Below are 13,031 nucleotides of genomic sequence, written 5' to 3' on the forward strand. Positions count from 1 at the left end.
CAAACGGTTCATGCGAATCCTGGAGGGCGCTCGCCGGCGACGCCGAAAGCGCGCTCGAGGGCGATGCCGGCACGGCCGAGCGTGCCCTCGTCGAACAGGCGCCCAATCAAGGAAACGCCATGCGGTACACGTCGCTTCGACGCAAACGTCGTGAGGGGATGGGCCGGATCCGGTGCCCAGTCGCTGCGCGCTTTGTCCACCTCGACAAATCCCGCGCGCAGCGTCAGCGACGGGTGGCCGCTGAAATTGGTAATAGTGAGAATTTCGTCGCGCAGAGAGGGGACCAGGAGCAAATCGACGTGCGCAAAAACACGCGCCATCTCCTGTGCCACTTTGCGCCGCAGCCGGTCCGCCTGGACGAAGTCGACTGCGGACAGAAAGCGCGACTGGCGGAATGTGTTGGGCCAGGCATCGGGCACCTGCATTTTGAGCGTGTCGATGCCATGAGAGAGCGTCAGCTCCTCGAAGGCGGCCGCCGCTTCGGCAAAGAGAATAACGTTGAGGGAGCCGTACGCCCAGTCGGGGAGCGAGACTTCAACCGGCACCATCCCGAGGCGTCTTGCCGTTTCAAGCGCGGCGCGATCCACGTCTGTGGCGGGCGGACTCGTCATCCAGCCCGGGATGTAACCTACGCGCAACCCTTCGACCCCCGCGGACGCATCAAAGTCGAGCCTGCTGGATACGCTTGACATATCGCCCGCATCGGGGCCGGTGATTGCCGCCAGGACCAGCAGCGTGTCCTCGACGCCGCGCGCCATCGGTCCCAGCTTGTCGAGAGACCAGCAGAGCGTCATCGCGCCGGTGCGCGGCACGCGGCCGAATGTGGGCCGGAGGCCGACCACGCCGCAACGCATCGCAGGGGCGACGATGCTGCCGCCCGTCTCGCTGCCGACGGCGAAACCGACGCAGGCCGCCGCCGTGGCAGCTCCCGGGCCGGCGCTGCTTCCCGACGAACCCTCTTCCAGCAACCAGGGATTCATGGTCTGCCCGCCGAACCAGACGTCATTCAGCGCGAGCGCGCCGAGACTCAATTTCGCGATCAGCACTGCTCCCGCCTCGTGCAGCCGGGCAACCACCGCGGCGTCGGCGTCGGGGAGACGATTACGAAACGGCTCGGCGCCGTAAGTGGTTGCGATGCCGGCCGTGTCGAGCAGGTCCTTGGCTCCCCAGGGGATGCCGTGCAGCGGGCCGCGGTATTTGCCGGCCGCGATCTCGGCATCCGCGCGCCGTGCCTGCGCAAGCGCTTGATCGCGGATCACGGTGATCGCACAGCGGAGCTTCGGGTCGAAGCGCTCCAGTCGCGCGAGATAAATGCTCGTCAGCCGCTCAGAGGAGAGAGTCCGCGACTCGATCCAGCGCGCCAGCACCGTCACCGGCGCGAATGCGATGTCCTCGTCGCGCGCCGGCAGCGGACCGTCCGCAGTCCGGCTTCGGACGAACCGGTCGCGCGTCGGACCGGCGCTGACACCGGGCAGCACCGGATCCCATCGGGTGGCCGGCGAGAGCGCTGGTTCCAGCGCGACCTTGCGCGGTCCGGTACGCCGTTCGTAGAGAGGCGCCATGGACACACGCCAGTTGCCTGCGGCCTGCGCCCGTTCGCTCGCGGTGTATTGAACCTGCACCAGTTTCTCGGCCTCTGCGATGGTGGCCGGGCCGACTTCCGGGCCGGCGGGCGGAGCAGCCCCAAAAACCGGAGGCGAGCCGGCCGGCAACACACCCGGCACCTGGCCGGTTTCCTTAGCGGGCTTGTTGCAGGACATCACCGAGGTGGCCGCAGCAACGCCCACGAGCCCGACAGCAGTGCGTCCCAGAAACTCCCTGCGGGAATTGTCCATTAGCTTTCTCCTTCTCAGTAAAGCAGGGACGCCACCCTGTTATCAGGAGAGAACCTGTCAACGGAAGGCTCGAGGCGCTGCACGACCTGAATCTCCTGGTTCCGCACGGCAGCCTGTATGCCCTTCCGGGGCCTGACGGCGCCGGCAAGACCACGGCCACTCACGTGCTCATGAACCTCCTTACGCCCTTCGCGGTGTTTACAACGCGGTCGATGACGCTGCCCCTTTTTCACAAATGCCCATCCTCAAAACTCAAAGACGGGAGGCAATCAATCTGCCCAGAGCCGTAAGCTGGTCAACCGTCAGGTAGACCGTCTTTTTAATAAAGTCCCCGAATGCGGTCAGGACAACACAATGGGTCCCTTTTGTGAATGCCAGCAAGTTATCCGGCATTCCGGGCAGTGCAGCACCCCGGACCGCCTCACCGCCGACGCCGCTGACGGCACCCTTTGCGTACTTGTTTTTCAGACCGCCGAAATTCTTTGCATCTGTGAACTGGACCATCAGAATCAGTTCGCCTGAAGCATCTGCAAAATTGAGATCTCCAGCCGCCGCGGCGACGGATCCGCGCGGAATCAGGTTGATCCCCTTCATCCCGGTGACCTTTTCGATATCGGCTCCCGTGAGATATTTTTCATAGGGATTTTGCGCCATTGCAGTAAGAGCCAGACCAAAACTCAAATAAAGGCAAATCCCGAGTGCGCAAGAAGATTTCCTCATTGCCCATGCCTTTCTCCTGAGATTCCAATCAAAGGTACGCCGAACCGCTCGCCACAGTCAACGAGTGGCTGTGTGCGTATGGGCGGATACAAAGGCACTTGCAGCCTTCGAATGGCTCCAGGCACGACGACAAGCTCCCGCCACTCAAACGATGTGGTGGCAGCCAGGATGCTGCTCGCATCGCCTGCAAGACCTTCTGGGCGTGACGCACGTCTTTTCCCTGCCCCCCGCAGGAATTGGAATATTGCAGACGTGGCACCTTAGCCGGAGGTGTCGGTCTTCAGGCGGAGTGGGGGCTTGCCTGAACCGGCCAGTTTCAGTTTTGGCTCGCGATCAATCATGCTGAGCAACTCGCGGGTCACACGGTCATCGATTTCGGACGCAATCATCATATCCACCGGGTATCGGATGACCACTTCGAGGCCGGACGTTGCCGGACGCAGCCGGCTCGTCGGTTGCAGGGCCCCGGCCGGCGCGGCTGCCAGGGTCTTTTGGAAGTGGTGGTACTGCTTTTCCATCTCGTCCCGGTACTCTTTAAAAATGGCTTCAACGACTTCGCGCGACCGTTCTTCCGCAAGGTGGTAATCGCTGTCGGGGGCCACCGTCAGGGTGACCTCGTGCCAGACGAAGTTCGTACCGGGGATCTGCTTGAAAAAACCGGCATTCGATTGAAAAACGATCGAATTCGAGAATGCGACGACTCGGCCGCTCGCCGTTTTCTCTAAACCGCTGACCAGTTCGAGCAAATGGAATCGTACGAGTCCGATATCTACTACTTCGCCCGTGATTCCAGCCACCTGCACGCGGTCGCCTACGCGGATGCCGTATCTGCCGATCAGGAAGAAGTAGGCCACAATTGAAAGGATGACACTCTGGAGCGCCACGGCAACGCCGGCCGTGATCAGTCCGGCAAAGGTCGCTACCGAGCTGAGCTCGTTCGCAAACGAGAAAGTGAGCACGATGGCGATCACACACCAGAACACAATTTTGCGCATCAACAGGAACTGGTATCTGCGGCGCGGGTCGCGCGCGTAGCGGAATATCGCTCGCCGCCACAGCTCTGCGCCTCCGATAATCATCGTCAGCACCACCACAAGCATCACCAGCCTGAGGAGAAGGTTCCTCAACTCCGTTGCATATCGGGTCTCGAGCGAACCCAGCCAGTTTGTCAGGTTTTTTTTGTACAGCTCGAGCAGGATCCCTTGTTTGCTCAAAGGCAACACAGAGTCCGCCGTGCGCTTGAACTGCGCGGTCATAGCGTCAAGCATGGCTTTCTGCTGAACAAGCAGGATCTGGTCGGAGGTGTCGGCCTGACCGGCGAGCTCATCGCCGCGTTTCGACAGTTCTCTCAGCGTGTTCACAAGGGGCGTGCGCAGCCCTTTCAGGTCCTGATTCAGAGAATCCGTCAGCTGAATGGCGTCACGGATCGTGCGCATTCTTTTGGAAACGGCGATGACGTCTAACGTCAATCCCCAAACACCGGACGGTTCATCTTTCCGCATGCCGGATGCAGGAGCGGGATAGATCTGCTCATTGGCGGGCGCCGGGGTCCCCTGTTTTGTGGCGGGCTTCGCCAGAGCTGCAGGCACCGACCTCGCCAGGGCTTCGATCTTCTCACGAAGGCCGATGGCGCCAAAGCCGCTGGTGCTCGATCCGCCGATAAACTCGGCAATGGTATGGAACATGTCGCTTCGCACCTGTGCAAGATCAAGTTCGCTCTTGGTTTCATCAATCCGGGTCTGAAGTGATTCCCGCCGCGGGCCGGTTTCATTGGCCTGCTTCTGTTGCAGCGATTCCAGTTCCTTCTTGTTTGCCCGAACCTGCTGGTCCAGGTTGGTCATCATTTGGCGCAGGGCTTGATAACGCGATGGGGCGGCTTGGTCCCGACCCCCCGCCTGCCCCGACGCCTCTTCTTTTTCGATCGACTCCGCTTCGGCTCTGGCGAACTCGAAGGCGAGCGACACTACCTGGTTTGCGATCTGCTGATTGTCATTGACGACCATTCCCTCGTCGGGATCAGTCATCAGTTGCCTCTGAAGGTCGAGCTGCTGATACCAGCCTATGGTCTGATTGAGGTATTGAAGAAGCACCGCCGAGTTCAGGTCAGTACCCGGTGCGGTCTGCGAAAACGAGACCCACACTCCGGAAACCAGGATGGCAAATATGAGTCCCAATGCCTTTTTAAAACGAAAAAACCTCATGGGAAGATTCCGATCTCAATGTTCTGTTCTTATAGTGTAGACGATTAGATCGGCGGATTCCATTTGTACGCAGGAAAATCAAAGCAGCCAGGTGGGCTGCACCCCTATCGCGAGACAAGAGAAATAAGGAAATAGGACGCCCAATTTCCAGCGGCCGGGAAATCAGGTGGCGCCCGAGCGCCGGCATAAACCGGCATGAAGTCGAGAGTGAAAGAGTCTTACAGGACCGGAGCTCCTGAGGCATCGATCACGCGCCCGAATATGCCCGCATCTGGGTGCCTCAAATGATCCGGGTCATGGACGCCCGCGCCTGAAATGCCGAGGAAGTGAGTGCAAAGGCTGCAGCTTGCAAGCCCGATACGTGCAATATTTGCGCCTGGTGCTGCCCTTGTGAAGAAGAATATACCAATGCGGCGTTCCGCGCGCAGTGCTCCTAATTGTTGGCATCGAAAAACTTCCTCCCTTCGCGGACTGCCGCGAATTCTGTTATCTGTCCAGTGGCACGGGGTTTGCGATAGAGACAGTGCTCCTTTTGCTGATTTGGCAGGGAGTGGAAGCAGGCTCCATTGGGAGCCGGACGCAATCGGGATTTTTGTGTATCTGAGGGAGGGAAGTTCGTTATGCGAAGCAAAACGTTCGCAGTCGGATCGATCGTCGTGATTGCCGGATTGCTGGCCATTGCCGGCCTGGCTCAAAACCGGATTCCACATCAGGGGGCGACAGCGCCCATGGCCCATGCTGCCGCCCAGAATGTCGTTACGCTGGCGGGCACGGTAACCAGCGTCAACATGGCCCCCGGCCGGGGGATGCCTTCGGTCGTGCTTCATACCCCGGCAGGCGATTTTACCGTCCTGCTCGGCCCGTATCGGCTGTTGACGAACAACAAGTTTGAGATCAAGCCCGGAGACACAGCGCAGGTCAAGGCATTCCAGGATCCCCAAACGGCCAATGCCTATGTGGCAACCGAGATTACCGTAAACGGTTCCACGCTTGTCCTCAGAGACGCCGGCGGCATGCCGCACGCCGGCGGGCGCATGGGAATGCAGCAAGGCGGCAGAATGATGGGCATGCAACACAATGCCGACGGCACGATGCAGGGAATGCGCGGAATGCATGCAATGCACGGGGCGGGCACCTGCGCTTACAGCGCAGCGAATCTCGACCTCAGTGCCCTCACCGTCCTCGAAGGTGCGGTGCTGAGCGTCAATCTCGGCGCCGGCCAGGGTATGCCGACATTCGTACTGACCTCGGGTGGAAAGAACCTGACGATCGCAGCCTGTCCATACCATGCTTTGGTGAAGGCAGGTTTCCAGATATCGGCAGGTGACGTCATGTCGGTAAAAGCCTACCCCATCACCAACGCGGCGGGGAGCTATGTCGCGGCGGAGCTCAACAATCTGACAACCTCGAAAAGCCTGAAGCTCCGGGACGAGAGTGGCATGCCCTTGGGCATGCAAGGTGACTGTCCCATGAAAGGGAACTGTCCGTACATCAAGTAACAGGACCGGGGTCTGTGCCGAGCCTGAAGACCTCCAAGACCTTTGAGGATTTGCCCTAAGTCCCTCGGGGGTCATGGAGGTCTTTGTCGTTCGGCAGGTGCAACTCCTTGCTGAAAAAGGTCTCCCGACTTTCCCGCGCCGCCCGCCTCGCGTCTCATCGCCGGCCCCTCTTGTGCTGGCAATAAGTGCCAAAAATTTGTATAGTTACCCCCCATGAGTTTGGAGATCGCGGCTTTTCTTTCATACGGAATGGATGGATTATGGCTTCCAAAAACCCTACTAATAAGAAGACGTTGTCTGCCCGGGGAATCCTGGACGATACCGGCAGCTTTGTTCATCGACACATAGGCCCGAGCGAACAGGATTGTCAGTCCATGCTGGAGGTCCTCGGTTTTCCCACGCTTGATGCTTTGATCGACAAGACCGTCCCGGCGCCGATTCGCATCCAGGCGCCGCTGCGGCTCGAGGAGGCGCGCAGCGAGCATGTAGCCTTGAGCGGGCTGCGCGAGCTGGCCTCCATGAACAAGTTGTTTCGGTCGTACATCGGCATGGGTTATTACGACTGCATCACCCCGCCGGTGATTCAACGCAACATCTTCGAAAACCCCGGGTGGTACACGCAGTATACTCCCTATCAGCCTGAAATTTCCCAAGGGCGGCTTGAAGCGTTGCTTAACTTTCAAACCATGGTTGCGGATCTGACCGGCCTGCCGGTTGCGAATGCGTCCCTGCTCGATGAAGCGACGGCCGCGGCCGAGGCCATGAACATGTGCTACGCCTTGAGCAAGGAAGAACGCAACTGTTTCTTCATCTCGGATCAGTGCCACCCGCAGATCATCGAGGTGGTCAGGACCAGAGCCGACGCGAAAGGGATCGAGGTGCTGGTCGGCGATCATGAGACTTTCGATTTTGCGCATCCGGTCTGCGGCGCACTGGTGCAGTATCCAGCCACTGACGGCTCGATCTGCGATTACTCCGCTTTCATCGAGCGGGCGCACCGGGCCGGAGCCTTGGTTGCGGTGGCCGCCGATCTGCTGAGCCTCACACTCCTGAAGGCTCCGGGGGAATTCGGGGCGGATGTGGCTGTCGGCACCTCCCAGCGTTTCGGCGTGCCCCTCGGCTACGGCGGTCCCCACGCGGCGTACATGTCTACCCGGGATGAATACAAGCGCTACATGCCTGGCCGCATCGTGGGGGTGTCCAAGGATCCGCATGGGAACGAAGCCCTGCGACTGGCGCTGCAGACACGCGAACAGCACATCCGGCGCGAAAAGGCGACGAGCAACATCTGTACAGCCCAGGTGTTACTTGCAGTCATGGCCAGCATGTACGCGATTTACCACGGCCCCTGCGGGCTCCGAAAGATCGCCGGGCGCATCCACCTGCTCACGTCGGTCCTGGCTAAACGCCTTGCACAGCTCGGCCATTCAGTCGGGCCCGAACTTTTCTTCGACACGCTTCGGGTGAAGCTGGGAAAGGGGCGTCTCGCCGGCATTCTTGACGCCGCGCGCGCCCATAAGATCAACCTGCGGATCATCAACGACACCACGGTCGGAATCAGTCTGGATGAGACCGTCACCGCCGGAGACCTCAAGGACCTGCTCATTGTTTTTGGTGAGCGCCAGGGCCTGCAGGAAGCAGAGATTGAAGATCTGGCCGGGACCGTCACAGCTTCTTACCCGGCGCACCTCGCCCGCACGAGCAGCTATCTGACACAGCCGGTGTTCAACCGCTATCACTCCGAAACAGAACTGCTGCGTTATACGCGCCGTCTCGAAGCGAGGGATCTCTCGCTCACCGCCTCGATGATCCCGCTCGGCTCCTGCACCATGAAGCTCAACGGCACCGCAGAAATGTATCCCGTGAGCTGGCCGGAGTTCAACCGGATCCATCCTTTCGCGCCGTTGGATCAGACCTCGGGCTATCAAGCCCTGTTCCGGCACCTGGAGCAGGCGCTGATTGAGATCACAGGCTTCGCGGGCGTTTCGTTGCAACCTAATTCCGGCGCCCAGGGGGAATTCACCGGTCTTCTCGTGATCCGCAAGTACCTCGACAGCCGGGGAGACGGGCATCGCAATGTGTGCCTCATCCCCCATTCCGCTCACGGCACGAATCCCGCCAGCGCGATCATGGCCGGATTCAAAGTGGTTGTGGTCGAATGTGACGAACTGGGCAATATCGATGTGACCGACCTCAAGGCGAAAGCGGAGCTTCATGCGCGCGACCTCGGTGCGTTGATGGTCACCTATCCTTCAACCCACGGCGTGTTCGAAGAAGCGATCAAGGAGATCTGCGCTATTGTGCATGCGAACGGAGGCCAGGTTTATATGGATGGCGCCAACATGAATGCCCAGGTCGGTTTGTGCCGCCCCGGCGATATCGGCGCAGACGTCTGTCACCTGAACCTTCACAAGACCTTCTCCATTCCCCATGGGGGCGGAGGTCCGGGCGTAGGGCCCATCGCGGTCGCATCGCATCTGGCTCCTTTGCTTCCGCGCCATCCTGTGATTCCGGTGGGAGGGGAGAAAGGCATCGGGCCGGTTTCAGCAGCCCCTTACGGCAGCGCGAGCATCCTGCCGATATCGTGGGTCTACATCGCGCTCATGGGGCCCGCCGGACTCACCGAAGCCACCCGATACGCCATCCTGAACGCCAACTACATCGCGAGACGGCTGGACCCGTACTATCCCCTGGTGTACAAGGGCAAACACGGGATGATCGCCCATGAATGCATCCTGGATCTGCGGCCGCTGAAGAAGAGCGCAGGCATCGAAGTGGATGACGTCGCCAAGCGTCTCATGGACTATGGATTCCACGCTCCCACGGTTTCCTTTCCGGTCGCAGGCACCATGATGGTGGAGCCGACAGAAAGCGAATCCAAAGAGGAACTCGATCGGTTCTGCGAGGCGATGATCGCCATCCGTAAAGAGATCGAGGCGATCGAGCAGGGAAGGATGGATCCGAAGGACAACCTGCTGAAAAATGCGCCGCATACTGCCAAAGCGCTCTTGGCTGAGGAGTGGACCCATCCCTATACCCGCCTCGAGGCGGCCTATCCAGCCGCGGCGACCCGCGAGAACAAGTTCTGGCCCGCGGTGGGTCGCGTTGACAATGTCTACGGCGATCGTCACCTGGTCTGCGGTTTGGCGCCAGCGAAGATACAATCTGCGAAGAAATAGCTGACCTGAATTATTTATGAAGCAGAACCGCACGCCGACCAAGGCCGAACGGTCGGCGAGGGTCAGCGTTTTTCCGCGCCCAAAACCGCTTTTGGTCGCACATTTATGAATGATCCAGACTAAAGGAGTGCGAAAACGAGGAAATGGATCCGCCGCCCCACCATGCGGGGCGGCGGCGCTGTTTTTGAACCTGTTCCGACCGCGGCCTGCTCAGCTGCCGGACAACTCCTGGAGGTATTCTTCGTACTCCTCCGCGCTGAGCATCTCTTTGAGTTCTTCCGGATTGGAGATTCGGATCTTGATCATCCAGGCCTTTTGATGGGGCGACTCGTTGACAAGCTCCGGATTGTCTTCCAGTTTTGCATTGACCTCGAGAACCTCGCCGCTGACGGGACTGAACACCTCGGAGACCGCCTTGACCGATTCGACGGAGCCAAAAGGTTCTGTAGCCTCAAAAGTGTCTCCCACCTCCGGCAGATCCACGTAGACCACGTCCCCCAATTCATGCTGGGCGTAGTCGGTTATGCCTACGATTCCCACATCTCCCTGGACGTGAATCCACTCGTGATCTTTTGTATACAGGTTTTCCTCGGGGTACATAGGGTAAACCTCCGCTGTGACTGAATGCATGAGCCCTTGCAGGGCCGACTCAGGACTTCGTTACTCTCCAGCAAAATGGCGTCGGAACACCCCGGGCCTCACCGGCTTTCCACGGATAATAACACTGAACCCTGTCCTGAAGCTTACCTTTCCAAAGGAGCGAAAAAGTGCATGCGGAATCTAACACTCTTGTGGGGTGGAGTCAAGCTCAATGTATTCCATGAACATACTGAAAACACAGGGTTTATAGTATAAAAATGTGACGGGCAGTCAGGAGTTGGGAGAAAAAGCAGCAGGCAAAGGTGACCACGCAACCTGCATCAGAGTGAGCCCGCGAGAGAGAGCTGCCTGCGGTTTCTTGCACGGATTCGTCCGTTATGGTTCGGGGCCGTTTTTTGGCAGATGGGAGACGGTGAAGATATACTGGAACTGGCGCAGAGTGACGGAGTATAAGATATAGGTCAGGCAGTGATGATTCGACGCTTTCTTTTCCTGAGTTGCCTGTTACTGGCGGCTCCTCATCTATTTTCCCAGACTTCGCCCCGGTTGACAATCCGCAGCGTGCAAGTCCGCGGCAACGTCCGCATCCCTGCGGCCACGATTCTCCACTACGTCTCTGCTGCCCCCGACAAGTTGTACGACGAGGCCGGAACCCGCGCAGATATGCACTTTCTCTATGGCTTGGGAGTATTTCAATCGCTTGAGATCCAGACGCAGGAAGCTGGGGAAGGGGGAATCGACGTCATCTATCGGGTGCGCGAGCAGCCTTTTGTCTCAGAGTTTGTGATCGAAGGTGTGAGCGAGGGAGAACAGGAACAGATCCGGCGTTTGCTGGGCCAGCAGAAGCTCTTGATGCAGCCCGCAACGCCTTTTCGTCCCGGAGCGGCGAACAAGGCGGCGAATTTCGTGCGCAGCTACCTGCGGATGCACAAGTATCCGTTTGCGCAGGTGCGCGTGCTTACGGAGGAGGAGAGAGAAGGCACCGCGCGGCTCAAGCTGAGCATCAATGCGGGCCCTAATCTGGATGTCGGGGAAGTCCGCTTCAGTGGTAACCGATCCATCCCATCCGGCGATTTGCTGAAGCAGCTGCAGTACACGCGTCCCGCTCCATTTTTTGCGCCCTGGCTGCGGGGGGCGTATGTGGCCGAGGACGTCAACGCGGATCTGGACAGCCTCCGTCGCTATTACCAGTCGCAAGGTTTTGCCGCCGCAAGCATCGGCACGCCGGAGATGGTTGCCCGGGATTTCCCGCGGCGATATTTGGTGCCTCTGCCGAAAATAGGCGGATCGAAACAGAAACTGGCGCTTTTGATCCCGATTGTCGAGGGGCCGGGCTACCGGCTGGTGTCGGTCGGCAGCGACGGGAGCGCGAAATCTGCTGCTGCAAAGGTGGCTGAGATCCTCGCCGCCGTCAAGGTGCCCGGCCCCTATGACTCGTCGCTGCTCGAAGCGACGCGCCAGAAGATTGTGGATGCCCTGGGCCACGAAGGCTACGCGCTGGCACAGGTGATGCTCGAACAAAACATCGGCGACGCGGAGCTCACGGTCGGCGCCCTGTACCGGATCTATGCGGGAGATCCGATCGTGATCGGCAGAATCCAATTCAGCGGCAACACACGACTGCGGGAAAGATTTCTGCGCCGCGAAGTGGTGGTGCGCGAAGGGGAGATCTTCGATTCGGCAAAGCTGGATCAGAGCATCAAGCGTCTCAACCGGAGCGGGATGATTCAGGAGGTCAGGCGCGCTGACGTAGCCCTGGATATGAACGAGAAAACCGACGAGCTGGACGTTACATTCAAGATCAAGGAGAAGGAGCGGCAGGGGATTTACGGGACAGGCGGGACCGGCGGTATCGGGGGAGGGTATCTGGGAATACTATACAGCGCATTCGATCTGCTGGGGCTGGGCGAATCGCTTTCCCTGCAGCTGGACGGCGGCGCAGCGCAATCCAACATGGTGCTCGACATCATCGGCAGTCGTTTTCTCGGCCTTCCTTTTACCTTGGGTCTGTCGGTCTTCCATCGGCTGACCAATTTCAACGTGGCGAGTGTCGTGCCGAACGCTACGGATCTGATTCAGGTCCTCCGGCGTCGTTCCACCGGCATGGCCTTGTCCGGTGCCTATCCGGTAACTTCAAAGGTTCAGGTCGGTCTGGGAGCGCAGTTCGAACGGCTTTCGCTGTCGCAAGACGCTTCAGCCGGTGCTGCTGCGCAAAACATTGTACAGGGAAGAACGGAACTTTCGCCTACCTTTGTCTTCGACTCAACCAAGGGAACAGGGCCCGCGGCGCGCGGCACTCGATTCGCATTCACGAATTCCTGGGCGGGTACTACTCTGCTCCGGACGGTCGATTCGACCGCGCAGTCCTACCGTTTTTCCCAGTACGTGAACGATCCCATTACGCAGGGAAGGAATTCCTTTGCCTTCCGTTTCCAGGCCGCGATGACGCGTCCGCAAAACGGTGTGCCCCTGACGCTGGATCGGCGCTTCTATCCAGGCGATGAGATCGTGCGCGGGTTTGCGCGCGGCGCTATGACCGCCTGGGCTCTGCCAACCGGAACGGAGGTCTCCCCGAGCCCGGTGGGCGCCGATACCGTCCTGGGATTCTCCATGGAGTATCGCGTCCCGATTCAGGGGCCGCTGAGCGCCGCTGCCTTTGTGGACCTCGGGTGGAGCGGCCTGTCGAAGAGAAATGTGGATCCGGATACGAGTTCGAACCTGATTGACAAATCCAGCCGGGTCCTGCGCGCTTCGGTCGGCGGGGAGTTCCGCCTGCAGCTTCCGGTGATTCGTCAGCCTGCGCGCCTGATTTTTTCCTGGAATCCCCTGCGGCTCAACCAACTCATTCAGAACAAAGGCTCGCTGCTGCGCCTCGTGGACCCGCGCGGCTCGGTCCACTTTGCCCTCGGCGACCTGTTCTAGCCGGCAAACCACAGACGCACGCTGACGGACGCAGATTCCAATCTGCCTTCTTCAGCGTGCTTTCTAGTCCGGAAT

8 protein-coding genes are annotated in these 13,031 nt (G+C 59.6%); 3 read left to right on the plus strand and 5 right to left on the minus strand.

The features are described from left to right. Nucleotides 1-8: 8 nt before the first annotated feature. From LAP85_07135 to LAP85_07150, 4 genes are all read right to left on the minus strand, one after another. Complete coding sequence (locus LAP85_07135; protein ID MBZ5496162.1) at nucleotides 9-1,835, minus strand: amidase; 1,827 nt, start codon at nucleotides 1,833-1,835, stop codon at nucleotides 9-11. Nucleotides 1,836-1,849: 14 nt separating this feature from the next. Further along, nucleotides 1,850-1,999: a hypothetical protein gene (locus tag LAP85_07140; protein ID MBZ5496163.1), complete on the minus strand. Its 150-nt coding sequence runs from the start codon at nucleotides 1,997-1,999 to the stop codon at nucleotides 1,850-1,852. An 88-nt stretch (nucleotides 2,000-2,087) separates the two neighbouring features. After that, entirely contained in the window at nucleotides 2,088-2,555 is a 468-nt protein-coding gene (locus tag LAP85_07145; GenBank protein ID MBZ5496164.1) for a hypothetical protein, read from the minus strand. Nucleotides 2,556-2,815: 260 nt separating this feature from the next. Continuing rightward, nucleotides 2,816-4,756 (minus strand): mechanosensitive ion channel family protein, encoded by a 1,941-nt coding sequence (locus LAP85_07150; GenBank protein ID MBZ5496165.1) that lies wholly within the window; start codon nucleotides 4,754-4,756, stop codon nucleotides 2,816-2,818. Between the two features lie 620 nt (nucleotides 4,757-5,376). Here LAP85_07150 and LAP85_07155 point away from each other — a divergent pair. Together LAP85_07155 and gcvP are read left to right on the plus strand one after the other, a co-directional pair. After that, a complete protein-coding gene (locus LAP85_07155) occupies nucleotides 5,377-6,255 on the plus strand; it encodes a hypothetical protein (protein ID MBZ5496166.1) in 879 nt (292 codons plus the stop codon). A gap of 260 nt (nucleotides 6,256-6,515) precedes the next feature. Further along, nucleotides 6,516-9,434, plus strand: coding sequence for an aminomethyl-transferring glycine dehydrogenase (gene gcvP / locus LAP85_07160; GenBank protein ID MBZ5496167.1), 2,919 nt, complete (start codon nucleotides 6,516-6,518; stop codon nucleotides 9,432-9,434). Nucleotides 9,435-9,644: 210 nt separating this feature from the next. Here gcvP and gcvH read toward each other — a convergent pair whose 3' ends face one another. Beyond that, nucleotides 9,645-10,034 (minus strand): glycine cleavage system protein GcvH, encoded by a 390-nt coding sequence (gcvH, locus tag LAP85_07165; GenBank protein MBZ5496168.1) that lies wholly within the window; start codon nucleotides 10,032-10,034, stop codon nucleotides 9,645-9,647. Between the two features lie 471 nt (nucleotides 10,035-10,505). Here gcvH and LAP85_07170 point away from each other — a divergent pair, with 471 nt between their 5' ends. Further along, a complete protein-coding gene (locus LAP85_07170) occupies nucleotides 10,506-12,956 on the plus strand; it encodes a BamA/TamA family outer membrane protein (protein ID MBZ5496169.1) in 2,451 nt (816 codons plus the stop codon). The last annotated feature ends 75 nt before the right edge of the window (nucleotides 12,957-13,031 follow it).

This window comes from Terriglobia bacterium (assembly GCA_020072565.1).
In the GTDB taxonomy this organism is placed as follows: Bacteria; Acidobacteriota; UBA6911; order UBA6911; family UBA6911; genus JAFNAG01.